Source organism: Streptomyces sp. NPDC034085 (assembly GCF_055575555.1).
Genome location: NZ_JBVISL010000003.1, coordinates 293326 through 318485, shown reverse-complemented (window position 1 = coordinate 318485; position 25160 = coordinate 293326). Strand labels below are relative to the sequence as shown.

The window sequence follows — 25160 nt, the reverse complement described above, 5'->3', positions numbered from 1 at the left end:
GGCGGGGCGGTCGTCGTCCCGCCGGCGGCCCGGGGACCGCTGTGAGACACAGTGGGCGCCGGGGGCTTGGCCGGGCCGGGTCCGCGGGGAGGAAGGGACCGGGCGCGGGCGGTGCCGCGGCGGGACGACGGAGCGGTGCCGTGGCGGTGGCCCGCAGGCGGGACCCGGGGAGAAGGGGTGCCGCCTGCGGTCACCGGCCGCGATCGTCGCCGGCCTGGAGAGACGTGCCACCGTCACCGGCGCGTGTGTCCCCGATCGCCGCCCCCAAACCCCGTCCCCGCGAAGGAACATGGGCCGAGGCGGTGGGTCAGGCGATGCCGACCGTGTAGGCGGCCCGGAAGCCTGCGCCGTCGGGCACGGGCGCGAGGGTCAGCGCGGCTCCCGAGGCGCGGTAGCGGTCGTCGCGTTCGTTCGGGTGCCCGGGGACCTCGCGCTGCGCGTAGGGCTCGCGCGCGTACAGCTCCTTCAGCAGGTCCTCGGGGAAGAACAGCTGCGAGGACGTCTCCGTGCGGTTGTCCGGCCGCACCTTGAAGTGGATGTGCGGGGCCAGCTCCGCGTACCAGCCGGGGACGACGGTCCGGAACGTGCACCGCCCCGCGCCGTCGGTGAACTGCGTGCCGCGCAGCCACGTCGCGCCGCCCGCGGAGTAGTCGCCGGCGGCGTCGGCCTGCCACACGTCGACCGCGGCCCCTTCCAGCGGCCGGCAGCCCTGCGAGGTACGGACGACGGTCAGGTCGAGCCGGAAGGGGACGCCCTCGCGCCGCTCGGTGATGTCGGAGCGGACCAGGTCGAGGTCGAGGTAGTACGGGCCCGCACCCCACTCGGTGGTCAGCACGCAGCCGGGCGCCGCCGGCCCGGCGGGCGCGGGCGGTCCGGCGTCCGCACCCGCGGCGGCGGACGCGGCCAGGACGGACGCGAGCGCCCCCACGCCCGCCGTGCCCGCGGCCATCAGGACCGCGCGACGGCTGGCCGGGGCGGGGTCGTTGTCGGCCATGGAGCCTCCCTGGACGTCGGGCGCCGTCGCGCGCGACGGCCTGCCCGACCACTGTGCCCGTCGGCGCCGGACGGCGGGGTGAGCGACACGGCGGCCATACGGGCAGGCCGGAGCCCATGCCGGTCGAACGCACCCCCGCACCGCCAGTAGACTCGACGCCTGTGGCGGATACCCAGTACGAAGACCTGTTGCGGCTGGTGCTCACCTCCGGGACGGCCAAGGCCGACCGGACGGGCACCGGCACCCGAAGCGTGTTCGGGCACCAGCTGCGCTACAACCTCTCACAGGGGTTCCCCCTGGTCACCACCAAGAAGGTGCACCTGAAGTCGATCGTGTACGAGCTGCTGTGGTTCCTGCGCGGCGACTCGAACGTCGGCTGGCTGCACGACCACGGCGTCACCATCTGGGACGAGTGGGCCGACGCGAACGGTGAGCTGGGCCCGGTCTACGGCGTCCAGTGGCGCTCCTGGCCCACCCCCGACGGCCGGCACATCGACCAGATCACCGAGGTGCTCGACACCCTGCGCCGCGACCCCGACTCCCGGCGGATGATCGTCTCGGCCTGGAACGTCGCCGAGCTGTCCAAGATGGCCCTGGCCCCCTGCCACGCCTTCTTCCAGTTCTACGTCGCCGACGGCAAGCTCTCCTGCCAGCTGTACCAGCGCAGCGCGGACCTGTTCCTCGGCGTCCCGTTCAACATCGCCAGCTACGCCCTGCTCACGCACATGGTGGCGCAGCAGGCCGGCCTGGAACCGGGCGACTTCATCTGGACCGGCGGCGACTGCCACATCTACGACAACCACGTCGAGCAGGTGACCGAGCAGCTCTCGCGCACCCCGTTCGACTTCCCCGGGCTGCGCCTGCGCCGGGCCGACTCGCTCTTCGAGTACGCCTACGCCGACGTGGAGGTGCTCGACTACCGGCACCACCCCGCCATCAAGGCGCCGGTGGCGGTGTGAACGTCGGACTGATCTGGGCGCAGACCCTGGACGGCGTGATCGGCGCGGACAACACGATCCCGTGGCGGCTGCCCGAGGACATGGCGCACTTCAAGGCGACCACGCTCGGCCACCCCGTGGTGATGGGCCGGCGGACCTGGGACTCGCTGCCCCCGCGGTTCCGTCCGCTGACCGGCAGGCGCAACATCGTGGTGACGCGCGATCCGCACTGGGCCTCCGAAGGGGCCGAACGTGCCGGGTCGGTCGCCGGGGCCCTGGAACTCGCGGCCGGCTCCGCCGAGACCTGGGTGATCGGCGGCGGTGAGATCTACCGCGCCGCCCTGGACCACGCCACGACGCTCTCCGTGACGGAGATCGACACGACGGTGGACGGCGACACCTACGCCCCGGCACCGGGCCCCGAGTGGCAGGCCGCCGCGGACGGCGGCTGGCAGTCCTCGGCGTCCGGCCTGCGCTACCGCATCCGCAGGTACACCCGCCGGGGAGTGCCGTCGAAGTAGCTCCGGCCGCCCGGGCGCGGCGGGGCTACGCGTGGGGCTTGCAGGCCTCGGTCACGAGCCGGCCGCCGTGGTCGTGGTCGTCGTACGTGATGGTGCGGCCGTCCTTGTGGAAGGTGAGCGTGCCGCCGAGCCCGTCCTCGACGGTCTGCCCGGGGGTGAGGACGCCGTTGACGAAGTTGCCGCTGCCGGCGACCAGGACGGCCTCGCCGCGGTCGATGACCACGTAGCCGTAGCCGACCGGGCAGTACGGCAGCCCGTGCAGGTTCGTCGTGAAGACCGTCCCGACCTCGTGGGAGGCGCTGGGGGTGGGGGTGTCGGCCGCGGCGGCCGTCGCGGCGGGCACGGCGGCCAGGACGGCGCCGAGGACGGCGGTGGCCGCGAAGCGCAGGGGGGTCGTACGCATGTCGTCGTGCTCCTCGTGTCGGTGCGGGCTGCCGGACGCGGGCCGGCGCGGGGACGGGGAGTCCCGGCGCCGCGCCGGCCCGCGTCCGTTTCCAGCGGCTCCTGCTCCTGCGTCAGGAATTCAGCGTGAACTGCTGCCCCGGGTCCTTCCGGTTGACGCAGGCGATGTACGGGTTGGGCGATCCCTCACGGGTCTCGCATCTCCACGGGACGCCGCCCACCCGGACGGAGAGCGGTTTCTCGCTGGTGGGGTCGTGCCGCGCGGCCGCGTGGAACGCCTTCGCGACCTTGAGGGCGGTCGGGCACAGGGCCCTGTCCCCGGTGTACACGGCGAGCCCGCCGTCCCACCCGGTACCGCAGAACGTGGCGGAGGGGGCGGGGCCGGGCGGCGAGCCCGGGCCGGTCGCCGCGGAGGCGGCGGTGGCGGCCGGCGCCGTCAGGGCCGCGCCGCAGGCCAGGACGAGGGCGGATCTCCTGATGAAGTCCATGGCGGCCTCTTTCCGGTCAGGAGGTGTCAGGCGTCGGAGGACTGCGGGGTGGTGCTGTCGTCGGCTGCCGGACCGGGTGCCGGGACGGGCTGCGCCGGGTCGTCGTCCGGGTTCGGGTTGGGTGCCGGGACGGGCGGTGCGGTGTCGTCGTCCGGGTTCGGGTTCGGGTTCGGGTTCGGGTTGGGTGCCGGGACCGGCGGGGCCGTGTCGTCGTCCGGGTCGGGGTTCGGGTTCGGTATCGGGTTGACCGGGCCCCCGGGGCGGGGCTTGACGGACTTGCCCTTCTCGGCCCAGACACTGCCCTTGTAGGGGTGGAAGCTGTAGTTCACGCCGTGGTGGCGGAAGACGGTGGTCGTGGAGCTGAGCGTGGCGATCTTCTTGCCGCGGAAGAAGATGCTCGCCTCGTAGCGGTCACCCACCTTGTAGATCTTGGCGACCGATCCGTCGGCCAGCCGCTCCACCTTGACCGGCTTGCGCTGCTGTGTCGCGACGGCGACGGCGCTGACGCCCTCCGGAGTGTCAGGCACTGACGCATGGGCGGCGGCGCCCGTGCCGCCGATGGCCACCAGGGCTCCCAGAGCGACGACCGCGTTGCGCAGGCGGCGGCGGGCAGATGCGTTGCGCATTTCTCTTCCCCTCGTGAGTGGAAAGGATGCCTGTCTTTCCTTTCCTCGACACGCACAACGCTACGGATTCACAGGTGGCGCCCGTATCGGCCTAAGGGATGGAAAGGGGGGTACCCGAAAGTACACATCGCTCGCGTTGGGCCGATCGGGTGGCGTAGGCGCGTGGTGCACCCGCTCGGCCCCCTCCGCACCCGCGGCTTGCGGTAGGTCGGCGTCATGGAAGACGCGCGGAGGCACGGCGGGCGGCAGGACCGGTGAGGGCGTTCATGCGCTGGGCCCAGGGACACCCTCCCTGGCCGACCCGGGTCAAGCTCGCGGTGGCCGCGTGCCTGCTGGGCCTGACGGCGGTGGACGCCCTGGCCCTGGAACACCTGTCCAAGACGCTGTCCGTCCTGGTGGTGGGGTGCGCGGTGATCGTCTGCGCGTGCGCCGTTCCGGTGGAGAGCGTCTGCCTGACCGTGCGGGCCGCCGTTGCGGCCGCCGTCTCCTGGACGGTCACGCTCGTCCTGGTGACGGGCGACGATCCCGTCCCCGTCGTCGGCCTCGGTGAGATCGCCGGCCTGCTCCTGCTGCTGGCGGGCGTGCTGTGGCGGGGACCGGCCAGGACCGCCCTGTTCCTGGGCCCCGCCCTCGCGGTGGCCTGCGTGGCCGTGCCGGCCCGGGACGCCGACCCGCACGAGTGGACCCTCGCCTTCACGCTCGTCACCATGGTGGTCGCCGCGTTCTCCCTCCTGCTGCGCGCCCAGTCCGAGCAGCGGCTCCGGGATCTCGACGCGATGCGCTCGGCCGAGCGGCGTGAGCTCGCCCGCGAGCTCCACGACGTCGTCGCCCACCACGTCACCGGCATCGTGGTGCAGGTCAAGGGGGCGCGCTTCGCGCACCTGGACCCCGAGGCCGTCGACGGCGTCCTCGCGGGCATCGGGCGGGAGGCGGAGGAAGCGCTCGGCGCCATGCGCCGCTTGGTGACCGTGATGCGCCGGGCCGATCCCGTTCGCGGCGCGTCCCGAGGGACCGCAGCGGGCATCCGGGAGGTAAGGGAGCTGGCCGCCGGGTTCGCCGACGGCACCCGATCCGTCGAGGTCGCCATCGAACCCGGTCTGGAGGCCCGGCTCCCCGCCGACACGGCCGCCGGCATCCACCGCCTGACCCGCGAGGCCCTCACCAACATCCGCAAGCACGCCGCCGACGCGACCCGCGTGCGCATCGCCCTCACGTCCACCCCCGAGGGCTTGGAACTGCTGGTCACGGACGACGGCCGGCACGCCCTGCCGCTCCCCGGGCCGGCCCGCGGCGGCGGCTTCGGCATCGAGGGCATGAAGGAACGCGCGGCCGCCATGGGAGGCCGGCTCACCGCGGGCCCGCTGCCCGCCGGCGGCTGGCAGGTCAGGGCGTGCCTCCCCCCGGTCCACCCCGTCGAGGACACGGCCTAACCGCGGCTCAGGCCGTTCTCCCACGCCCACAGGGCCACCTCGACACGGTTCCTGGCCCCCAGCTTCGTCTGGACCCGGGCCAGATGGGCCTTGATGGAGGACACCGACAGGTGCAGTTCCTCCGCGATCTCGGCGTTGGTGCGCCCCCGCGCGGCCAGCGCCACGACCTCCTCCTCCCGCCCGGTGAGCACGTCACGGGGCGGGAGGGCGCCGCGAGGGGCGCCCCCGTCGGCCGCCATCTCCGTCAGGAGCCGGACGGTGACCGCGGGGGAGATCAGCGAGTCCCCGGCCGCGGCGGCCCGGACGGCCTCGACCAGCAGGGCGGGGCCGGCGTCCTTGAGGAGGAAGCCGCTGGCGCCGTTGCGCAGGGCGGTCCGTACGTACGCGTCGTCGTCGAAGGTGGTGATGACGACGACCTGGGGGCGCCACTCGCCGCGTGCTCCCGGGGAGCCCTCCCCGCACAGCAGCCGGGTGACTTCGAGTCCGTCGGGCCCGGGCATGTGGATGTCCGCCAGCAGGACGTCCGGGCGCAGCCGCCGCGCGGCCTCGAGTGCCGCGTTCCCGTCGGGGACGTCCGCCACGACCTCGATGCCGGGGCTGTTGTCCAGGATCATCCGGAACCCCGTGCGTACGAGTTCCTGGTCATCGGCAATCACCACGCTGATCGGCATGCTCCCTGATGTACCACGGGCGGTCGTCCGTGCCGCCCGGCGCCGCGGCCGTGTCCGCTGCCCCTACCGGGCCGGCGGCAGCGCGGAGCCCCGGGCGGGGGTGCGGCCGCCGCGGCGGGTCAGGCGGTGCCACCAGTGGTGGCGGCGCGGGTGGACGGCCCGGCCCATCCGGCGGCCCAGCAGGAGGTACCCCAGCAGCGCGCCCGCGGTGTTGAGGAGGACGTCGTCCACGTCGAAGGCGCGTCCGGTGACCAGGGCGCCCTGGATCAGTTCCACCAGCGTCATCACGACGGCCGTCACCGCCGCCACCCTCAGCAACCCGCGTGCCTGCGGGAGGAGGACGGGGAGCAGCACCCCGAAGGGAACGCCGAGCAGGACGTTCCCGCCGAGCTGTTCGGCGGCCTCCGTGACGGAGCCGTCGAGGTACTGGCTGATCGAGGCCCCCGGGTGCGTGTTGCTGTGCACGAGCGCGGCCGACGCCGCCGAGGGCTCCAGGGTGACGCGCGCCAGGATCAGGCTGAAGACCACGGTCCCGGCGAAGGCGGCCAGCACCGCCAGGGCGCGCAGCGCCGGCCGGGCGGGGGGCCGCAGGGCCGGGACGGGCTCCCGCGCCTCCTCGGCCCGCGGCACCCGTACCGCCCGCTCGGGACGCCTCCACCGCTCCGGACGCTTCCACCGATCCGTCCGCTTCCACCGTTCCGCGTGGCGCACCGCGGCAAGTTTCCCGCGCACGTCCATGGACCGCTCCCTCCGTGACCCGCTCGTACCGTGCAGGCCCGTGTACCCCGCTCCGAGGGCACGACGCGCTCCGCGCCGCCCGCTCCCGCCCCGCAACCGCGCCCGGGTGACCATGAACTGACGGGGCATCCGTAGCGGTATGAACACCTCGGAGAAGGACACGGCACCGCCCCGGTGGCGCCGGACGGCCACCCGGGGCGCCGTCGCCCTCGTGGTCACGGCCGCCCTCCTGGTCCTCGCGGTCCGCTTCCTCCCGCTGCCCGGGCTGGACGGACTCCTCGGCACGCGGACCCACGACCGGACGGGCCCGGCCGTGCTGAAGTCCCTGCGCGACATGAGCCGGCTGGAGGGCGCGGCCGGCGACTACCAGGTGGTGGTGGACCTGGAACACGACGCGCCGTTCCTCCCGGACGCCATCCGGGGCACCCGCACCCTCTACGTCGGGGCCGGCTCGGTCTCGGCCTACGTCGAGCTGGGCGGACTCGGCCGGGAGGCCGTGACGGTCAGCGCCGACCGCACCGCGGCCTCGCTGCGGCTGCCGCACGCCACGCTCGGCACCCCGGCACTGGACCCGGCGCGCTCGTACGCGGTCTCCCAGCAGCGCGGACTGCTCGACCGGCTCGGCGACTTCTTCTCCGACAACCCCGGCGGCGAGCAGGCGGTGCAGCGGGTCGCGGTCGAACGGATCGGCGGGGCGGCCAGGGCGAGCGGGCTCGCGGAGCGCGCCGAACGCAACACCACCTCGGTACTCGAAGGGCTGCTGCGCTCCCTCGGCTTCACCGAGGTGACGGTTTCCTATGCCTGAGGCCGAGCCCGGACAGGACCCGCCAGCCCGCCGCGCTCAGTCCCCCTCGGAGACCCGCGGACCGGGGCGGGGCCCCGACTCGTCCGGCCCGAGGGCGCGTACGACGCGGGCCGGGTTGCCGACGGCCACGACGTCCGGCGGGAGGTCCCGGACGACCACGGACCCAGCGCCGACGACCGTGTTCGCGCCGACGGTCACGCCCGGGCAGACGATCGCCCCGCCGCCCAGCCAGACGTTGTCGCCGATGGTGACGGGCAGACCCCGCTCCCACCCGGCCCGCCTGAGGCCGGGGTCCATGGCGTGGGCCGGGGTGAGCAGCTGGACGTTCGGGCCGATCTGCACGTCCTCGCCGATCGTGATGGGAGCGATGTCGAGGAAGACGGCGTTGAAGTTCACGAACGTACCGGTGCCGATCCGGATGTGGAAGCCGAAGTCGCAGTGGAACGGCGGCCGGATCCGCACTCCCTCGCCGACCAGGCCCAGCAACTCCCGCAGGAGGGCGTCGCCCTGCTCCGGTGCGAGCACCTGCGGCGCGTTGTAGTGGGCGCACAGCAGCGCGCTGCGCCGGCTCGCGGCGGCCAGCACCGGGTCGTCGGGGCGGAACCAGTCGCCGGCCCGCATGCGCCGTTCGTTCTCGCCCACCGGTGGCCTCCGTCCTGCGCTCCGACTGCTCGTGCCACGTTCGCCGAGTGGCGGGGCCCGGTCAAGCGGGCCGCGCCCGGCGGCGACGGGTGCCCGCCAGCCCGGCCCTCCCGGGCGGAGCGGGTCGCTCCGGTGGCACGCGTTCCGCGCCGAAAGCGCCCGGAATCAGCCCTACCGCTTCGACCCGCCCGTACCCGTCCCGCGCCGCCGGATCCGTACCTGCTGAGCGTGGCGCAGGTGCGGCCGCGGATACGGCCGGGCGCCGGACGCCGTGCTTCGGCCACGCGCCGCGTCCGCCCCGCGGGGGGACGTTCCTTCCCACCGGTAGCTGGGCACCCGCTTGGTGCCCATTGATCACCACCCGAGGAGAGCCCGGATGACCAAGGTCCTCGTCCTGCACAGCGTCAGCCTCGTGAGGTCGGCGCTCGCCGCTCTGCTGAGATCCGAGGGCGGCTTCGACGTGACGTGCGCCGGCTGGCGCACGGCCGCGCGCCAGGCCGAGTCCTTACGCCCGGACGTGACCGTCGTCGACCTGGACTGTCCGGGCGCGTCCGCCACCCTCGGGGCCCGCCCCGGGACCGCGGGCCCGGTCGCCGGCCCGCCCGCCCCGCTGCTGGTGCTCGCCACGTCGGGCGCGCCCGGCTCGCTGCGTCGCGGCGTCCAGGCCGCGGCCCGCGGCTACGTGGACAAGGACGGCTCGCCCGGCCGGCTGGTCCGCGCCATCCGCAAGGTCGCCGCCGGGGAGCGGTTCGTCGACCCCTCCCTGGCCTCCGCCTTCCTGGACGCCGACCCCATGCCGCTGAGCCCGCGCGAACTGAGCGTCCTGGCCAGGGCCGCGGAAGGCGACTCCGTCGCCGAGATCGCGCACGCCCTGCACCTCGCCAGCGGCACCGTGCGCAACTACATGGCCGCCGTCACGCGCAAGACCGGCGCCCGCAACCGGATAGACGCCATCCGTATCTCCCGGAGCGCCGGCTGGGTCTGAGGCCCGGCCCGCCCGCTCACACCCGCGCGTCCCACACCCCCACGAGCTCCCGGTACAGGGCCGACCTGGCCGGAAGGTCCGCGTGCGTACCGCAGACGGCGCGGGTCCCGTCGAGGACGAGGACCCGGTCGGCCCGCGCCGCGGAGGAGATGCGGTGGGCCACGACGACGAGGGTGCCGGGGCGGTCGGCGAGCGCCCGCTCCGCGCGTTCCTCGGTCCGCGGATCGAGGTGGCACGTGGCCTCGTCGAGCAGCAGCAGCGGCGCGGGCGACAGGTACGCGGCCACCAGGGCCAGTTGCTGCCGCTCGCCCTGCGAGAGCCCGGCCGGGTCGAGCGGCGCGTCCGGGCCGCCCAGCCGGTCCACGAGGCCGTCCGCGCCGAGGGCCGCCACGGCCCGTTCCAGCCGCTGCGCGGGCACGGGGCCGGGGCACAGGTGCGTCAGGTTCTCGCGGACGGAGCCGGTGAACACGTATGCCTGCTGCGGCAGCAGGGTCCGCCGGGGATCGGGCCCCCGGGGGCCGGCGCCCCGGCGGGCCGGGGTCCCGGCCAGGAGCACGGTGCCGCGGCCGGGCGGCAGGAGCCCCGCCAGCAGCGCGGTGAGCGTGGACTTGCCGATGCCGCTCGGCCCGACGACGGCCAGGTGCTCCCCCTCGCGCAGGGTCAGGTCGAGGCCGTCGATCACGGGCTGGGCGTGGGGCCCGTACGCGAAGCGCACCTGGCGCAGCTCGGCCGCGGGAACCGGCTCCTGCGGGGCCGGGGCCGGGGCCGGGGCGGGAGCGGGGGCCGGTTCCGCGAGCGGCGCCCCCGTCGGCTGCTCCTGCGGGCAGAAGCGGTCCAGGACCACCACGAGCCGGGTGCCCGCCGAGCCGAGCGCCCCCATGAGGGAGTCGAGCGCGGGCAGCAGGGACTGGACCAGGTAGGTCAGGGCCGCGGCCAGGGCGCCCGCGCTGAGCCCCCGCCCCAGCAGCCAGGGTGCCCCCAGCAGCAGCGCGACGACGGGCAGCCGGCCCGCGACCCCGAGCGCCACGGTCCGCAGGGCGGCCCACCGGGCGAGCCGGCGGGTCAGCCGCTCCTGCGCGGCGATCAGCAGCTCCAGGTCGGCCCCCGCCTCGGCCCCGCCCCCGCAGGCGACCACGTCGCGCAGGCCCGCCGCGAGTTCACCGGTCCGCGCGGCCAGGGCCTCGTCGGTGTCGAGCGCCCGCCGCTGCACCCGCGCCATGGGGCGGAGCGTGAGCAGGAAGCCGGCCGTCCCCAGGAGCAGGGGCGGCAGGACGAACAGCAGCAGGACCGGTGCCAGCGCGGCCATCCCGGCCAGGGCGCCCGCCGCGGTGAAGACGAACGACCGGGCGACGAGGACCAGCCCCGCGAAGGAGTCCCGGGCCATCTCGGTCTGCTGGGCCAGCCGGGACACGGCCCCCGCGTGCCCGGCCCGCGCCGGGTCGGCGACGGCGCGCTCCAGGGCCTGGCGCACGGCCCGGCGCACCAGCCCGTCGCGCAGCGGTTCGACCAGGTCCGCGAGCCCCGCGAAGACCCCCCGCAGGGCGAGCCCGCCCAGGAGGGCACCGGCCCCGGCCACGGCGAGCCAGGCGATGCCGGTGCCGGTCCGGGAGGCCAGGAAGCCGTCGTCCAGGGCGCGGGCCACCGCGTACCCGCCGAGGAAGGTGTGGGCGGATTCCAGCAGCGACCACAGGGCGAGGGCGGTGAGCGTCCGGGCGCGGCCGCGCAGGAAGCGGCGTCCCTCGCCGCCGATCCGCCGCCAGGCGCCGTTCTCGCTCACCGGACCGCCCCGCGGGCGGCGGGCTCTCCGGACGCGGCGGGGCCGGGCTCCCCGGCGGCGCCGAACACCGCGCGGTAGGCGGGGTCCTGCCACAGCCTCTCGTGCGTCCCGGTCGCCCGCACCCGGCCCTCCTCCAGCCATACGACGAGGTCGGCCCGGGCGGCCGTGGAGGCGCGGTGGGTGACGACGAGGCGGGTCCGGGCCCGCACCCGGTGGGCCAGCGCGTGCTCCACCTCGCGGGCGGTGACGGTGTCCAGGCTGGAGGTGGCGTCGTCCAGCACGAGCAGGCGGCGCCCCCCGCAGAACGCCCTCGCCAGTCCGAGGCGTTGCAGCTCGCCGCCGGACAGCGGGGCGTCGGCGAGCGGCGTCCCGTAGCCCTCGGGCAGGCGGCGGACGAACGGGTCGGCTCCGGCGGCCCGGGCCGCCGCGCGCACGGCGTCCGCGGCGGGCTCGGGCCGGGCCCCGAAGGCGATGGCCGCGCCGACGCTGCGCCCGAACAGCGCCGGCCGGTCGAAGGCGTGGCCGACCTCCCGGCGCAGGGCCGCGGCGGTGAGTTCCTCCAGGGGCGTGCCGTCCAGCAGCACCTGGCCCGCGTCACAGCCGGTCAGCCGGCCGGCGACGGCGGCCAGCAGGGTCTTGCCGGAGCCCGAGCGGCCCACGACGGCGGTGGTGGTGCCGCCCGGGAGCAGCAGGTCGACGTCCCGCAGGACGGCCGTACCCGCACGCTCGACGCGGACGCCGCGCAGCTCCAGGGTGCCGGGCCCGTCGGCGGCGTGTTCCCGTTCGCCGTGGGTGAGTGCGGGCAGGTCGAGGAGGGCTGCCGTGCGGCGGGCGGCGGCCCTGCCCCGCACCACGGCGGCCAGCCGGCCCGTCACGGCGCCGGCGCCCGCCGCGAGGCCCGCGTACCGCACGGCGGCGAGCAGGCCGCCGACTCCGAGCGCGCCGGCCGCCAGGCGGACGCCGCCCACGCCGAGGACCACGTACAGGAGGAGGGGCATGAGGGCGCTGGTGCGGGCCATGGTCGCCCCGTAGATCCGCCACGTCCGCCGCCCCTCGCGGCCCAGTTCGGGCAGGGGTTCGAGGATCCGCGCCGCCTCCCGTTCCGCAGTGCCGGCGGCGGCGATGGTGCGGGCCCCGGCCAGGGCCTCGGCGAGGCGTCCGGCCAGGGCGAGCTGCACCTGCTGGTAGCGGCTGACGCTGGCGCCCGACGCGCGGGCGAAGGCCCGCAGCAGCAAGGCCAGCAGGGGCACGCCGGCGAGGAAGGCCAGCGCGGTCCAGACGTCGATGAGGAACAGGGCCGCGAGGCCCCCGAGCGGCGGCAGCAGGGCGGTGGCGGCGGTGGCGACGGCCGCGGGAACGGTGCCCGCACCGGTGGCGTGCGCCGTGAGCCGGGCCGAGACTTCGCCGGGGGAGTGGCGGGCCGCGTGGTGCGGTGCCGTACGCAGCAGGGCGGCGAGCCCGCGCCGTCGCAGCCAGGCGGTGGAGCGGGCGTCGACGCTGCCCGTGAGCCGGGCCGTCGCCGCGTCCAGCAGCACCTCGGCGGCGATCACCGCCGCGCAGCACAGGGTCCACAGCGTGCCGGACGGGTCGCGGCGCAACAGCAGGTCGAGGGCGTGGCCGAGGACGGCCGGTTCGGCGAGCGCGGCGCAGGCGGCGGCCAGCGAACAGCCGGCCACGGCGGCGGTGCGGCCGGCGCTGTGCCGTGCGGCCGCCCGCAGTGCCCGGTCGGCACTCTGGGCGGCCGCCGCCTCACCGGAGGCATCGGGCGCGGTCATGGGCGGCGGCTCCTCGGGTACCCGGGGGTGCGGTACGGGCCCGGGCGACGAATCGCCCGGGCCCGGAAAGGACCTGATCAGTTACAGGTCGTCACGCTCAGGCTGCTGTCGCCGCACAGGAGCAGGCTGGCGCGGCTGCCACCGCCCGTGAGGTGCGCGGCCTCGGTGGTCTCTTCCTTGGGGGTCTCCATCGACTGCAGGTCCAGAAGCGTCATGACTGTTTCCTCTTCTTCTCTGTGGTGTTCCGATGGGTCACGGCCCCCCGTGGGGGGACCGGCTCTGGGGCCGCCGCGGTGCGCGGCGGCGGGAGGAACGGCAGGTGCGCGCGACCGCCGGTCGCGGCGCTGCCGAGGGCGAGCAGCGCGCCGGCGGTGCCCGTGGACAGGTCCATGGACAGGCGCATCATCTGCTCGCCGGGGAAGGCGAGGTGTCCCCGGTACGGGAGCGCGTGGCGGGCCAGCGCCTCGACCTGCCGGGCGATGTCCTCGGGGCGGGTGCCCGGGCCGGGCGTGGTGGTCCGCGCCAGGTGCAGGATCATGCCGGCGGCGCCGCGGAACAGCCCGGGCTGGGCGTAGAAGGTCGCCTGGGCCGCCTGGACGATCTGGGCCCGGGCCTTGTCGAAGCGGTCGTCCGCCGCGTGGGCACACCAGTCGTCGAGCACCATGCCGATGCCGACGCTGCCGGCGCCGAGGTAGGGCATGGTGCGCCACCCCTCGTCCACCTGGAGGGTGCCGAAGGCGCTGGTCACGCAGTGGTCCAGGTCCCGGTGCAGGAGCAGCCCGGCGCGTTGGAGCAGTTCCGGCTCGCCGGTGCGCTCGTAGAGGCGCAGGAGCAGCAGGGCGATCCCGCTGTGGCCGTACAGGAGCCCCGTCCGCTTCAGCCCGGGGGCCGCCTCGCAGGCCAGGTCGGCGCAGCGCAGCGCGGCGGCGTGCAGGGCGCGTTCGCCGGTGGCCGTGCCGAGGGAGTCCAGCGCCAGGCCGATGCCGGCGAGGCCGCCGTGCAGGTCGGGGCCCGCGGACTGCCACGGCTGCTCCAGGAGGCGCTCCACGAGCGTGAGCGCGCGGTCGCGGTGGCCGAGCCGGTCGTGGGTCCAGGCCAGTCCGGCGAGGCCGTCGTAGAAGCCGAGCGGGGTCCCCGACGGAGGTTCCGCCGTGCGGGCGAGCAGCCATTCCTCGGCCTCGGGCCAGGGCGCGTCGCCCGTCTCCGCGAGCGCGTACAGGACCCCGGCGGCGCCGTGGCCGAAGGCGGTTCCGCCGGCGGCGGTGGCGAACTGGGCCGGGTCGCCGGGGAAGAGCCTGTCCTCGCGATCGGGGGTGGCGGTGGCGTGCAGGGCCGCCGTCAGGGAGGCGCGGGCGGCCGGCCAGTCCCCCGGCTCGGCCGGCAGGTACGGGCGCGGCGGGGCGGGTATCCGCCCGTCGGGGCCGTCGGCCGCCGGTCCGGAGAGGATCTCCCGGACCGCTTCGTCGAGGAAGGACCGGGGCACGGGGAACTGCGCAGCGGCGATGTCCGCGAGGTGCGCCGCCTTGGCCCGGTCCATCACGAGCAGGCTGGTCAGCGGCAGGAACAGGGCCAGGCGCAGGCAGGCCAGCGCGTAGCGGTCGACTGCGAAGCCGCGCCGGTCGGGCGGAGCGACGAAGGCCGGGTTGGCGACCGTCTGGCGCAGGCCCTCGTCGACGTGCGCGGCGGCCTCGAAGTCGAGCAGGGCGACGGAGGGTTCGCCGGTGGCGGGGTCCTCCGCGACCATGATGTTGAAGAGGTGCAGGTCGTTGAAGACGATGCCGCGTGCGTGGACGGCGTCGACGGCCTCCGTCACCCGGGCGTGGATCTTCAGTGCCCAGTCGGTGTACGAGGCCAGCTCCGCGGGGTCGGGATCGGCCTCGATCAGCGGGTGCCGGCGGGCGAAGTAGGTGTTGAGGGGACGGCCTTCGAGGTACTGGAGCGCCAGGAAGTGGTGGTCCCCGACCGTGAAGGCGCCGTGGACGGACGGGACGCAGTCCAGCCCGTCCAGCTGCTCCAGCGCCTTGCGTTCCCGGTGCAGGCGGGTCACGGCGTCCGCTTCGTCCGCGGCGAGCCCGGCGAAGGGGCGGCCCTCCTTGAGGACGACCGGCTCGCCGGTGCGGGTGTCGCGGCCGGCGTAGACCCCGCCGCCGTTGGAGAAGTGCAGGGCCCGCTCGACGGCGTAGGGGACGCCTTCGAGGGTGACGGCCGAACGCCGGTCCAGGTGGGGCTTCAGGAAGGCGGGCAGTTCGACCCAGGCGGGCGGCTGGAACACCGGGCCCCGGGCGTCCGGCACCAGGCGCCCGTCGGGCGCCTCGACGGCCGGGACCACCTCGCCGTCGCCGTCGTAGCAGTGCCGCAGGGTGAAGCTGCCGTACCGCAGGTGGACCGGGCCGTCGTTCCAGCGCAGGTCGCTGAGGATGTACGGGCCGGACTCGCCGGCCAGCAGGGCGTCCAGGTCCTCGGCGACGCGCCGGCAGGCGTCGGCGTCGGCGGGGTAGACGGTGAGGAACTTGCCGCTCGCCGAGCGGTCCGCGTACTTGGCGTTGCGCAGGTGCAGCAGGTAGCGGCTGGGTACGAACTTGAAGGCGATGTCCCGCTCGACGCAGTAGGCGTACACCTTGCCGAGGACGGCCTCCGCGTTGTCGAGGCGGGCCGAGACGTGGATCTTCCAGCCCTGGGAGGGCAGGTCGAGGCCGAGCGGGCGCAGGGCGAGCCAGTCGCCGCTGCGGTGCGAGCGCCACCCCTCGGGCACCGGGGCGAGGGCCGACGGGTAGCTCTCGCCGGCCCGCCGGTAGGGGGCGTCGTAGAACCAGTGGTCGGCGTCGCAGAAGGCCGCATGCCCCTTGTTCACACCTGCTCCCTCGGTCGGTGACGTGACCAAAGGTGACACGTGGCCGGGAGCGCGCGACAGTCGTGTTTGTCACCAGCCCGACGTGCAGTACGCACGGGTCACTTGGCGTCCGACGAGGGCGCCCGCGCGCCCTCGTCGGAGGCGGGGAGAGGGGGCCGGGCCGACGGGGTTCAGCCGGTCACGGCCGCGGCCGCGGGTCCGGCGCGGCAGGGGCCGCGGGCCGGTCGGGCGCGGCAGGTTCGGCAGGCGGGGGCGCCGGGGCGGGTGCCTGTTCCGCCGCGTGGGCGATGTTGCGGGCCATGCCGCCGAACACCGCCGCGTGGAAGGGGCTCACCGCCCACCAGTACACGTGGCCGAGCAGGCCGTGCGGGTGGAACAGGGCGCGCTGCCGGTAGCGCGAACGGCCCCCGTGTGCCGGGTCCGGTTCGGCGTACATCTCCAGCCAGGCCAGCCCGGGCACCCGCATCTCGGCGCGCAGCCGCAGCAGCCGGCCCGGCTCGATCTCCTCCACCCGCCAGAAGTCGAGCGCGTCGCCCACCCGCAGCCGGGCGGCGTCGCGGCGCCCGCGGCGGATGCCGGCGCCGCCCACCAGCCGGTCCAGCCAGCCGCGGACGGCCCAGGCCAGCGGGAAGGAGTACCAGCCGTGCTCCCCGCCGATGCCCTCCACCACCTGCCACAGGGCCCCGGGCGGGGCCGCGACCTCGGCGCTGCGGTGGTCGGTGTAGAGGCTGCCGCCGGCCCAGTCGGGGTCGGTGGGCAGGGGGTCGCTGGGGGCGCCGGGCAGGGAGGCGGAGGACCACCGGGTCGCCACCCGGGCCTCCCGCACCTGCCGCAGGGCGAGTTCCAGCGCCCGGCCGAAGGGGAGGGGGGCGCCGGGCGGGTCGGGCACCCAGCGGGCGATGTCGTGCTCGGCGCACACCACCTCGTGGCGCAGGGACTCGGCGAGCGGCCGGGCCAGTGCCCGGGGCACCGGGGTGACCAGGCCGATCCAGAGGCTGGACAGCCCCGGGCTGAGCATGGGCACGCGCAGGATGCGCCGGTGCGGGAGCCCGGCGACGGCGGCGTAACGGTGCATCATCTGCTCGTACGTGAGGATGTCCGGGCCGCCGATGTCGAAGGCCCGGCTGACCTCCGGGGGCATGGCGGCGCTGCCGACGAGGTAGCGGAGCACGTCCCGGACGGCGATGGGCTGCACCCGGGTCCCCAGCCAGCTGGGCGTGATCATGACGGGCAGCCGTTCCGTCAGGTAGCGCAGCATTTCGAAGGAGGCCGAGCCCGACCCGATGACCACGGCCGCCCGCAGCACGGTGCAGGGCACTCCGGACGCCAGCAGGATGCGTCCCACCTCGGCCCGGGAGCGCAGGTGGGGGGAGAGCCCCTCGGGGGGCAGGCCGGGCGGGGTGAGTCCGCCGAGGTAGACGATGCGCCGTACGCCGGCCAGCCGGGCCCGTTCGGCGAAGAGCCGGGCCGCTTGCCGGTCGCGTTCCTCGAAGCCGGGGCCGGCGGTGAGGGCGTGCACCAGGTAGTAGGCCACGTCCACCCCGCGCAGCGCCGCGTCCAGCGCGTCCCGGTCGGTGACGTCGCCGCGCGCCGTCTCGACGCGTACGGCCCACGGGTGGTCGCGCAGCCGCTCCGGGGAACGGGCCAGCGCCCGTACCCGGTACCCGGCGTCGAGGAGCTCGGGCACCAGGCGGCCGCCGATGTAGCCGGTGGCGCCGGTGACCAGGCACAGCTCACCCGTCATGGATCGCTCCCGTCCTCCGGCGGCGCGCGCGGTCGGCGCCGCCCCTTTCGAGCCTGGACCGGGTACGGCCGGGGCGCAAAACGCGTCGGTTCCGCAGTCTCCGGATACGGGCCCGGCGGCCCGGCGCGGGCCCGGCAGGCGCTCCAGCCGGCCGGCGCCCGCGCCCCGGGACCTCCCGCCCGGACGCCGGAGCGGGCCCGGGGGCGGTCCGGCGGCGGCGCGTGCCGCCGGCTGTTCCTCACCGGGTCAGGAAGTCCGCGAGGCGCTCGCCCCAGGTACGGACGTCCGCCCGGGCCCGCGAGACGTGCAGGACGGCGCCGGGCAGGCAGTCGGCCAGGGCGTGCGCCGTCGCCAGCGGATGGCCCGGGTCGTCCACCCAGGCGAGGATCAGGGCCGGGCACCGCAAGGCCCCGAGCGCGGCGGGCTCGGGCAGGTCGGACCGCGCCAGACCCCGCAGTACGGACGGCAGGAGCGGCCCCGGCGGCGTCGGCGGGAACTCCGGGACGCCGGCGACGACCGCCGGGCGCGGACGGCCCTTCCGGGCGGCGATCCAGGGCTCCGCTCCGTCCCGCTCGATGGCGTCGGCGGCCTCCCGGCCGGCCCGGGCGTACGCCGCGCGGGTCTCCCACGCGGTCGGCGGGATCAGCAGCCCCAGCCGGGAGAACCGGGCGGGTGCGCGGACGGCGGCGTGCAGCACGGTGCCGCAGCCCATCGAGGCGCCGATCGCGGCGGCGGGCTCCGCGAGCCCCAGGTGGTCGAGCAGGGCCAGCAGGTCGTCGGCGAGCGAGGCGTAGGTGTAGTCGCCGGCCACGGGCTCGCCGGTGGACCGGCCGTGCGCCCGGGCGTCGTAGCGCACCAGGCGCCGGCCCGCGGCGAGGACGGGCGCCCAGTCGAAGAGGCCCATCCGCTCCTCGACGCCCTGGCTGACGAAACCGCCGTGCGCGTACACGGCCGCCGGGCCGCTGCCCGCGTCGTCGTACACCAGCTCCGCCCCGCGGTGGCGGAACCGGCCTTCCACGCCTGGACGGGCTCCCACCGTGCTCACCGGCACACACCTCGATCCGGCCGACGCCTCCATCATCCCCTCTCCGCCCCGCCCCGCCCCGCGCCGGGCCGGGCCGGCCGCGCACCGGCCCCCCGGTCAAAGGTCTTCGGGGGTGAGGAGCGCGGCGGCAGCGAACAGGCGGGCGCAGCGCCGGGTCATGGCCTGCGGGGTCTGTTCCGGATGCCTGACCCACCAGCGCACCAGGGTCGCGACGAGGTCCCGCCACACGTACAGGAGCGCATCGGCGTCCAGCGGGTCGGCAGACCCGGCGCCGCGCAGCAGTTCGGCGGTGCCGGCGGCGGCCAGGCGGTCGATGGCCGACCAGTACTCCGCGGCCCGGCGGGCGGCTTCTCCGCCGGGCGGCAGGGTGGTGTCGTAGAGCACGAACCACGCCTCCCGCTGCCCCTCCAGCGCGGTGAAGATCCCGTGCAGCACCCGCAGCGGAGTCCGCGGGGTGGTCCCCCCGGCCCCCACCGCCGTGCGGACGGCCTCCAGGAGGCGGTCGCCGACGGGGACGAGGCAGGCGACGTAGAGGTCCTCCTTCGTGCCGAAGTACTGGTGCAGCAGCGTCTTGGTGACGCCCACGCGCGCGGCGATCGCGGGCAGCGAGGCGGCCGCGTAGCCGCGGGTCCCGAACTCTGCCGTGGCGGCCTCCAGCAGCTGCCGGGCGCGCTGCTCCCGGGGGACTCCCTTGGTGCCGGCTCTGGACGGGGGGGTTGCCATACGGAGATATTACCAGTACGTAATTTACCGCGAGGTAAATTCAGGCCCGACACCCCCTCAGGAGTACCCCTCATGGACGGCACCACCGCCCGGCCGACCGCCCGCGCCCGCTCCTGGTGGGGCTGGGGGTGGACCGACGCGCACCCCGGCGACGCGGAATGCGTCGCGATGGGGGCCCTGCTCCCCGGCACCCTGGCCCGCCCGCTGCCCGTGCCGCGCGTCCGCGACCTGGACGTCAGGGCCCCCGCCGTCGAGGCGCCGCAGAGCCTCGCCCACCTGGTCAGCGCGGACCCGGCGGACCGCGCCGCCCATGCCATGGGGAAGGCGTACCGGGACGTGGCGCGCGCCCTGCGCGGGCAGCCGGGCCGCATCCCCGACCTCGTCGCCCGCCCGGCCGACGAGCAGGGCGTGGCCGACCTCCTGGAGTGGGCCGGTGACCGACGGATCGCCGTCATCCCCTACGGCGGGGGCTCCTCGGTCAGCGGGGGAGTGGAGTACCGGGGCGACGCGCACCGCGCCGTGCTGTCCCTCGACCTCACCGCCATGGGGCGCGTCCTGGACGTCGACACCGCGGGACGCGCCGCACGCATCCAGGCCGGAACCCTCGGACCGGGCCTCGAAGACCAGCTGCGCCCGCACGGGCTGACCCTGCGGCACTTCCCGCAGAGCTTCGAGTTCTCCACCCTCGGCGGCTGGCTCGCCACCCGCGCCGGCGGCCACTACGCCACCGGACGCACGCACATCGACGACTTCGTCCAGTCGATGCGCGTGGTCACCCCCGCCGGCACCAGCGGCTCCTGGCGGCTGCCCGCCTCCGGCGCCGGCCCCTCGCCCGACCGCCTCTTCCTCGGCTCCGAAGGGGCGCTCGGCGTCATCACCGAGGCCTGGATGCGCCTCCAGGAACGCCCCCGCCACAAGGCCTCCGCGGCGGTCGCCTTCAGCGACTTCACCGCCGCGCTCCGCGCGGTGCGCGACCTCGCGCAGTCGGACCTCGCGCCCGCCAACTGCCGGCTGCTCGATCCGGGCGAGGCGGCCCTGTCGGGCGCCGCGCACGACGGCTGCTCCGTCCTCGTCCTCGGCTTCGAGTCGGCGCATGAACCGGTGGCCGGCCGGCTCGCGCGCGCCGTCGAGCTGGCCCGTTCCCACGGCGGCCGCCACGACGGGAGCACCGGTGCGGGCCGCCGGGGGAGCGGGGAGGGGCCGGGCGGGGACGCGGCCGTGAGCGCCTGGCGCGCGGCCTTCCTGCGGATGCCCTACCTGCGTGACGGGCTGGTCAGGATGGGCGCGGTCGCGGAAACCTTCGAGACGGCGGCCACCTGGGACCGCGTGCCCGCCCTGATCGACGAGGTGCGCGGCGAGGTCGGCGCCGCGGCGCTCAAGGCCACCGGACACCCCGCCACCGTGAACTGCCGCCTGACGCACGTCTATCCGGACGGCGCCGCCCCGTACTTCACCGTGCTGGCCGCCGGACGGCCCGGCGGCCAGGTCGCCCTGTGGGACGACCTCAAGGCCGTCGCGGGCGAGGTCCTGCACCGGCACCGCGCCACCATCACCCACCACCACGCCGTCGGGCGGGACCACCGGCCGGGCTACGACCGCCAGCGGCCCGAGCCCTTCGCGCTGGCCCTGCGGGCCGCGAAGGGCGCACTGGACCCGCGGGGCATCCTGAACCCCGGCGTGCTGGTGGACTGACGGGCCCGCGCGGTGTCGCCGGCCGGGGCCGCGGGGACCCGCGCGTCAGGTGTGGAGGCGGCCGTTGGTGCCGTCGTGGCCGTCCGCGTGCTCGTCGTCGAACCAGTAGTCGCCGGCGGCGAGGTAGCGGAAGGAGTGGGTGGAGTGGGCGCGCAACGCGACGGTGGCGGCGCGGGTGCCGTCGCCGCGGGGTGTCAGGGGGTGGGCGGCGGGGTTCCAGTGGTTGAAGTCCCCGACGACGCTCACGGGACCGTCCGGGGTGTCCTCGGGGAGGACGAAGGTGACCTGGGTGCGGCCCTTGAGCTGCTTGCGTTCGAGCACCGTGACTCTCCAGTCGTGGGAGCGGAAGGCGTGCTCCGGGCATCCTCGCCGCGGCGGCCGGCCGGCGGCGCCATCCGCGCCTGCCCGCCGCGGAGGCGTCACCCGGTTGCGGTAGTGGCGAAGGCCGCCGGCGGGGGCCCCGGGGCCGGGCGCAACCGGGGCCCGGCGTGCCTGGGCCGGTTGCCCCGGACACGCCAGGGGTTGCTCCCCGGGCGGGTGGTGTTGGCGCGGGCGGGGCGGGGAGGGTGCGCCGGCCGGGGGAGGGATCGTCCTGGCCGCCGGCCGCCGCCGGCGGGCACCCGAAGCTGGAAGGAGCCTTTGCTGATGTCGCAGGTCAAGGAGTCGATCGAGGTTGACGTGCCGGTGACGACGGCCTACAACCAGTGGACGCAGTTCGAGTCGTTCCCGCAGTTCATGGAGGGCGTGGAGCGGATCGAGCAGCGGACCGACACGCTCACGCACTGGGTCACGAAGATGGCCGGCGTCAAGCGGGAGTTCGACGCGGAGATCACCGAGCAGGTTCCCGACCGGAAGGTCGCGTGGGTCACGGTGGGCGGCGAGACGGAGCAGTCGGGCCTGGTCACCTTCCGGCCGATCGACCCGGCGCACACCGAGGTGACGCTGATGATGGACTTCGATCCCGAGGGGATGGCGGAAAGCATCGCCGACAAGTTCGGCTTCGTCGACCGTCAGGTCAAGGGGGACCTGAAGCGGTTCAAGCACTTCATCGAGGAGCGCGGCACCGAGACGGGTGCCTGGCGCGGCAACGTCTGACCGCCCCCGCGGACCCCGGACTCCGAGCCCGCCGTGTCGGCCGTTCGCCGGTGCGGCGGGCCCGGCCCCGTCGAGGGCGGGCTCCGCTTCGGCGGCGGGCCGGGCCTTCTATCTCCAACCCGTGTTGTTCCTAGAATGGCCGGGTGGAGGACATCGACGCGATCGCGGTGCTGCAGGATCCGGTGCGGCGCCGCCTGTACGAGTACGTGGCGGCCCAGGGCCGGGAGGTCGGCCGCAACGAAGCCGCGGAGGCGGCCGGAGTGGCGCGCACGCTCGCGGCGCACCATCTGGACAAGCTGACCGAGGCCGGGCTGCTGGAGAGCGGCAGCCGCCGGCTGACCGGCCGCTCCGGGCCCGGGGCGGGCCGCCCCGCCAAGGTCTACACGCGGGCGCCGGGCGAGCGGTCCGTCTCGCTGCCGGCCCGCGACTACCGCACCGCGGCCGAGCTGCTCGCCGAAGCCGCCGAGCTCGCCGGGCTGGACGCCGGGCTCTGTGCTGCCGCACGCGGCAGGGGAGAGGCCCTGCGCGGCTCGGCGGAGCCGTGCGGCAGCCTCGAAGAGGCCGTGCGGACGCTGGTGGCACGCGGCTACGAGCCGTACGTGGAGGGCGGCGGCGAGGCCCGGGGCGCCGAAGCCGTCGGGGAGTCCGGGGAGACCGGGCCCGTCGTCCGCATGCGCAACTGCCCCTTCCACGCCGTCGCCGAACGCTTCCCGCCGCTGGTCTGCGGCATGAACCTGGCCCTGCTGGAGGGGCTGCTCGGCGTGGACGGGCCCGTGCGTGCACGGATGGACGCCCGGCCCGGCGAGTGCTGCGTGGTGGTGGAGCCTTCTAAAAACAACAACCGTTGACATAGAAACAGGCGGCGTGCTGGGATGGGGCCATGACCGCATCCCCGCACGCCGCACACCTGGCCCAGCTCAACGTGGCCACCCTCCGCCACCCCTTCGACGACCCGCGGATGACACCGTTCGTCGAGCTGCTCGACCCGGTCAACGCCGCCGCCGACGGCGCGCCCGGGTTCGTGTGGCGGCTCGTGGAGGAGGGGTCGGACGACGCCACCGGCCTGCGCCCGGCGGGTGAGGACGTCATCGTCAACCTGACGGTGTGGGAGACGCAGGAGGCGCTGTGGGACTTCGCCTACCGCAGCGGGCACTTGGACGTGATGCGGCGCCGCCGCGAATGGTTCGAGCGGCACGTCGAGGCCCACCTGGTGCTCTGGTGGATCCCCGCGGGCCACCGCCCGACCGTCGCCGAGGCACTGGAACGCCTGACCGAGCTGCGGGCGCACGGGCCGTCCCCGCGCGCCTTCACCTTCGCCTCCTCGTACACCACGGCCGAGGCCGCCCCACACCTCCAGCCGACGCCGACGGCGCCGTAGGAGGTGAACGGGCCGTGCGCGCACGGCCGGACGCCACGCGGGACCCGGGTACGCGCGGGTCTCCGGCCCGTGGGGCGGCCGACCCCGCCGAACAGCCGCGGGGCACGCGGAGGAGGTGACACCATCCGATGCCATGTCAGATCACAGCGCCAGTACCTTCCAGGCGGGCCAGACGGGCCTCGTCATCCGGATCCCGGAGGCGGAGCCGGCCGTCCGGGCGTGGCGGAAACGGTTCGACCCCTCGGCCCCGGCCGGGGTGCCGGCCCATGTCACCGTGCTCTTCCCGTTCCTCGACGAGAGCCGCGTGGACGGGCTCGTCCACTCCGCCCTCGTGCAGGTGCTGGGCAGCCACCCGGCCTTCGAGCTGCGCTTCGAGAGGTGCGGACGGTTCCCCGACGTGCTGTACCTCGTTCCGGACCCCGGGACGCCGCTGCGGCAGCTCACCGAGGCGATCGCGGCTCGTTGGCCTGAGGCTCCGCCGTACGGCGGCCGGTTCGCCGACGTCGTGCCGCACCTGACCATCGCCCAGGGCCGGGAAGAAGCCGTGCTCGAACGGATCGAGGCCGACCTCGCGCCGGGGCTGCCGTTCACGTCCCACGTCACGTCCGTCGAGCTCATGGTGCACGACGGTACGACGTGGCGGGAACGGGCGTCGTACCCCCTCGCAGGCCGAAGCGGGCCCTGAGGGGCCGGCGTGTCAGCGGGTCATCTGCCGCCCAGGAAGGAGGCGGCCGGGACGAAGATCTCGTGGCCGGTCGGGAAGTGCACCCGGACCCCGGACTCCGTCCACGTCGTGGAGTCGATCCCCTTCGCGCCCAGCGCGGTGTCGACGTCCACCCAGTGCCCGTAGGAAGGGCCGGAATACCTGCCGATCACCATCCGGTAGGACTCCCGCCCCGACAGGCTGCGGTGGTGCACCAGCGTCAGGTGGTACGGGGAACGGTCCGGATAGACCACGGCCGAGGGAGCGCTGCTGCGGTACGTCACCTCGGTCCGCGGCCACCACATCGCCGTCATGAAGACGGCGGTCAGCAGGACGCCCGCCACGCCGCCGAGCAGTACCTTGCCGATGCCGCCCCGCCGGCGGGCCCGCCCGGCCGGTCCGGGACGGTCGGGGAGGGAAGTAGTGATGACGCGCTCCTGGTTCGCCGCTGCTCCGGCCCGGCGGGACGGAATGCTCCGGCGAAGAGGACGCGCCACGGCGGGAATTGGTTGTGCCGGGGGGGCAGGGCCCATACGGCCGGACCGGCCGGGCCCCGCCCCGCGCTCACCTCCGCCTCACCGCCCGGGCTGCGCCGGCCGGAGCCGGGACGCGCGGGCCTCCTGGCCGGCCGTGCCCTCCCGGATGGTTTCGGCCCGGTCCATCTGCCCCCAGCCGGCGCCGCCCTCGGCGTTCACCTCGTCCCGGGCGTCCCTGATCCCGTAGTGCGCGAAGAGCTGCTGCTCCTCGGCCACCGACAGCACGCTCCCGCAGTCGAGCGCCGCGCACGGAGCGCGTTCGATCAGGGAGACGGCGTACGGCAGCACCAGGCGCTCGTCCTCCAGCGCGGCGTGACGCAGCGGGACGAAGACGCCGCCCAGGCCGGACGCCCGGTCGGTGATCCGCACCCACTCGGGCCTGCCGGTGGTGTCGTCCACCAGCACGTAGTCCACTCCGCCCACCCGCTGGCCCTGGTCCGTGTACGCCGCGTACCCGGTCATGGCCGTGAGCTGCTCCTCAGTGATCATCGTTTCCCCTCGTCTCCCTGCCGCGCGCTGCTGTCACGGCCCGGCTACCCGCCCACGGCCCGGTGAAGCGGACCAAGCTGCTCCGTCCGCCTCCGGGCCCGGTCTCGGAGGC

27 protein-coding genes are annotated in these 25160 nt (G+C 75.6%); 10 read left to right on the top strand and 17 right to left on the bottom strand.

The window, feature by feature from the left end; all coding sequences use genetic code 11:
- Positions 1–307: 307 nt before the first annotated feature.
- Entirely contained in the window at positions 308–994 is a 687-nt protein-coding gene (locus ACZ501_RS11805) for a dioxygenase family protein (protein WP_468794429.1), read from the bottom strand.
- A 161-nt stretch (positions 995–1155) separates the two neighbouring features.
- On the opposite strand from ACZ501_RS11805, the gene ACZ501_RS11800 reads away from it, so the two are divergent.
- Entirely contained in the window at positions 1156–1953 is a 798-nt protein-coding gene (locus ACZ501_RS11800) for a thymidylate synthase (RefSeq protein WP_468794427.1), read from the top strand.
- The gene (locus ACZ501_RS11795; protein WP_361606848.1) at positions 1950–2453 is read left to right on the top strand and encodes a dihydrofolate reductase; all 504 of its coding nucleotides are present in this window, start codon (positions 1950–1952) and stop codon (positions 2451–2453) included. The genes ACZ501_RS11800 and ACZ501_RS11795 overlap by 4 nt, the downstream gene beginning before the upstream one ends.
- 25 nt (positions 2454–2478) lie before the next feature.
- Here ACZ501_RS11795 and ACZ501_RS11790 read toward each other — a convergent pair whose 3' ends face one another.
- The 3 genes from ACZ501_RS11790 to ACZ501_RS11780 all read right to left on the bottom strand — a co-directional run bounded on the left by ACZ501_RS11790 (position 2479) and on the right by ACZ501_RS11780 (position 3969).
- Positions 2479–2856 (bottom strand): hypothetical protein, encoded by a 378-nt coding sequence (locus ACZ501_RS11790; protein ID WP_468794425.1) that lies wholly within the window; start codon positions 2854–2856, stop codon positions 2479–2481.
- 112 nt (positions 2857–2968) lie between these two features.
- A complete protein-coding gene (locus ACZ501_RS11785) occupies positions 2969–3343 on the bottom strand; it encodes a hypothetical protein (RefSeq protein ID WP_468794423.1) in 375 nt (124 codons plus the stop codon).
- Between the two features lie 26 nt (positions 3344–3369).
- Positions 3370–3969 carry a hypothetical protein gene (locus ACZ501_RS11780; RefSeq protein ID WP_468794421.1) on the bottom strand — a complete coding sequence of 200 codons (600 nt, stop codon included), beginning with the start codon at positions 3967–3969 and terminating at the stop codon, positions 3370–3372.
- Between the two features lie 266 nt (positions 3970–4235).
- Here ACZ501_RS11780 and ACZ501_RS11775 point away from each other — a divergent pair, with 266 nt between their 5' ends.
- Entirely contained in the window at positions 4236–5399 is a 1164-nt protein-coding gene (locus ACZ501_RS11775) for a sensor histidine kinase (protein ID WP_468794419.1), read from the top strand.
- Here ACZ501_RS11775 and ACZ501_RS11770 read toward each other — a convergent pair.
- A complete protein-coding gene (locus tag ACZ501_RS11770; RefSeq protein WP_361610581.1) occupies positions 5396–6070 on the bottom strand; it encodes a response regulator transcription factor in 675 nt (224 codons plus the stop codon). The genes ACZ501_RS11775 and ACZ501_RS11770 overlap by 4 nt on opposite strands.
- A 63-nt stretch (positions 6071–6133) precedes the next feature.
- On the bottom strand, positions 6134–6808 hold the full coding sequence (locus ACZ501_RS11765) for a VanZ family protein (protein WP_468794417.1): 675 nt from the start codon (positions 6806–6808) through the stop codon (positions 6134–6136).
- Between the two features lie 139 nt (positions 6809–6947).
- Here ACZ501_RS11765 and ACZ501_RS11760 point away from each other — a divergent pair, with 139 nt between their 5' ends.
- The gene (locus ACZ501_RS11760) at positions 6948–7613 is read left to right on the top strand and encodes a DUF4230 domain-containing protein (RefSeq protein ID WP_468794415.1); all 666 of its coding nucleotides are present in this window, start codon (positions 6948–6950) and stop codon (positions 7611–7613) included.
- A gap of 36 nt (positions 7614–7649) precedes the next feature.
- On the opposite strand, the gene ACZ501_RS11755 is transcribed toward ACZ501_RS11760, so the two are convergent.
- Positions 7650–8255 (bottom strand): sugar O-acetyltransferase, encoded by a 606-nt coding sequence (locus tag ACZ501_RS11755; RefSeq protein ID WP_361610577.1) that lies wholly within the window; start codon positions 8253–8255, stop codon positions 7650–7652.
- 376 nt (positions 8256–8631) lie between these two features.
- Between ACZ501_RS11755 and ACZ501_RS11750 the strand changes: the two genes are divergently transcribed.
- Positions 8632–9240, top strand: a complete 609-nt coding sequence (locus ACZ501_RS11750) for a response regulator transcription factor (protein ID WP_468794413.1) — start codon at positions 8632–8634, stop codon at positions 9238–9240.
- 16 nt (positions 9241–9256) lie between these two features.
- Here the strand turns inward: ACZ501_RS11750 and ACZ501_RS11745 are convergent, their stop codons facing one another.
- The 7 genes from ACZ501_RS11745 to ACZ501_RS11715 form a co-directional block, all read right to left on the bottom strand.
- Positions 9257–11017, bottom strand: coding sequence for an ATP-binding cassette domain-containing protein (locus ACZ501_RS11745; RefSeq protein WP_468794411.1), 1761 nt, complete (start codon positions 11015–11017; stop codon positions 9257–9259).
- Positions 11014–12792 carry an ABC transporter transmembrane domain-containing protein gene (locus ACZ501_RS11740; protein WP_468794409.1) on the bottom strand — a complete coding sequence of 593 codons (1779 nt, stop codon included), beginning with the start codon at positions 12790–12792 and terminating at the stop codon, positions 11014–11016. The genes ACZ501_RS11745 and ACZ501_RS11740 overlap by 4 nt, the downstream gene beginning before the upstream one ends.
- Positions 12793–12869: 77 nt before the next feature.
- Positions 12870–13007 (bottom strand): SapB/AmfS family lanthipeptide, encoded by a 138-nt coding sequence (locus tag ACZ501_RS11735; protein ID WP_362183365.1) that lies wholly within the window; start codon positions 13005–13007, stop codon positions 12870–12872.
- Complete coding sequence (gene lanKC, locus ACZ501_RS11730; RefSeq protein WP_468794407.1) at positions 13004–15643, bottom strand: class III lanthionine synthetase LanKC; 2640 nt, start codon at positions 15641–15643, stop codon at positions 13004–13006. The genes ACZ501_RS11735 and lanKC overlap by 4 nt, the downstream gene beginning before the upstream one ends.
- A gap of 178 nt (positions 15644–15821) precedes the next feature.
- A complete protein-coding gene (locus tag ACZ501_RS11725) occupies positions 15822–17387 on the bottom strand; it encodes an SDR family oxidoreductase (RefSeq protein ID WP_361610023.1) in 1566 nt (521 codons plus the stop codon).
- Between the two features lie 238 nt (positions 17388–17625).
- A complete protein-coding gene (locus ACZ501_RS11720; protein WP_468794405.1) occupies positions 17626–18432 on the bottom strand; it encodes an alpha/beta fold hydrolase in 807 nt (268 codons plus the stop codon).
- Between the two features lie 96 nt (positions 18433–18528).
- On the bottom strand, positions 18529–19155 hold the full coding sequence (locus ACZ501_RS11715; RefSeq protein WP_361609658.1) for a TetR/AcrR family transcriptional regulator: 627 nt from the start codon (positions 19153–19155) through the stop codon (positions 18529–18531).
- A gap of 72 nt (positions 19156–19227) precedes the next feature.
- On the opposite strand from ACZ501_RS11715, the gene ACZ501_RS11710 reads away from it, so the two are divergent.
- Complete coding sequence (locus ACZ501_RS11710) at positions 19228–20847, top strand: FAD-binding oxidoreductase (RefSeq protein WP_468794403.1); 1620 nt, start codon at positions 19228–19230, stop codon at positions 20845–20847.
- Positions 20848–20892: 45 nt separating this feature from the next.
- Here the strand turns inward: ACZ501_RS11710 and ACZ501_RS11705 are convergent, their stop codons facing one another.
- Complete coding sequence (locus ACZ501_RS11705) at positions 20893–21168, bottom strand: isoamylase early set domain-containing protein (protein ID WP_361609654.1); 276 nt, start codon at positions 21166–21168, stop codon at positions 20893–20895.
- Between the two features lie 324 nt (positions 21169–21492).
- Here ACZ501_RS11705 and ACZ501_RS11700 point away from each other — a divergent pair, with 324 nt between their 5' ends.
- The 4 genes from ACZ501_RS11700 (at position 21493) to ACZ501_RS11685 (ending at position 24005) form a co-directional block, all read left to right on the top strand.
- The gene (locus ACZ501_RS11700; RefSeq protein ID WP_361609652.1) at positions 21493–21942 is read left to right on the top strand and encodes an SRPBCC family protein; all 450 of its coding nucleotides are present in this window, start codon (positions 21493–21495) and stop codon (positions 21940–21942) included.
- Between the two features lie 143 nt (positions 21943–22085).
- The gene (locus ACZ501_RS11695) at positions 22086–22790 is read left to right on the top strand and encodes a helix-turn-helix transcriptional regulator (RefSeq protein ID WP_468794401.1); all 705 of its coding nucleotides are present in this window, start codon (positions 22086–22088) and stop codon (positions 22788–22790) included.
- Between the two features lie 32 nt (positions 22791–22822).
- Entirely contained in the window at positions 22823–23320 is a 498-nt protein-coding gene (locus ACZ501_RS11690; RefSeq protein WP_468794399.1) for a DUF3291 domain-containing protein, read from the top strand.
- Between the two features lie 133 nt (positions 23321–23453).
- On the top strand, positions 23454–24005 hold the full coding sequence (locus ACZ501_RS11685; RefSeq protein ID WP_468794397.1) for a 2'-5' RNA ligase family protein: 552 nt from the start codon (positions 23454–23456) through the stop codon (positions 24003–24005).
- 20 nt (positions 24006–24025) lie between these two features.
- Here ACZ501_RS11685 and ACZ501_RS11680 read toward each other — a convergent pair whose 3' ends face one another.
- Both ACZ501_RS11680 and ACZ501_RS11675 read right to left on the bottom strand, forming a co-directional pair.
- Positions 24026–24520, bottom strand: a complete 495-nt coding sequence (locus tag ACZ501_RS11680; RefSeq protein WP_468794395.1) for a hypothetical protein — start codon at positions 24518–24520, stop codon at positions 24026–24028.
- Between the two features lie 78 nt (positions 24521–24598).
- Positions 24599–25048 carry a PRC-barrel domain-containing protein gene (locus tag ACZ501_RS11675; RefSeq protein ID WP_361609642.1) on the bottom strand — a complete coding sequence of 150 codons (450 nt, stop codon included), beginning with the start codon at positions 25046–25048 and terminating at the stop codon, positions 24599–24601.
- Positions 25049–25160: the final 112 nt, after the last annotated feature.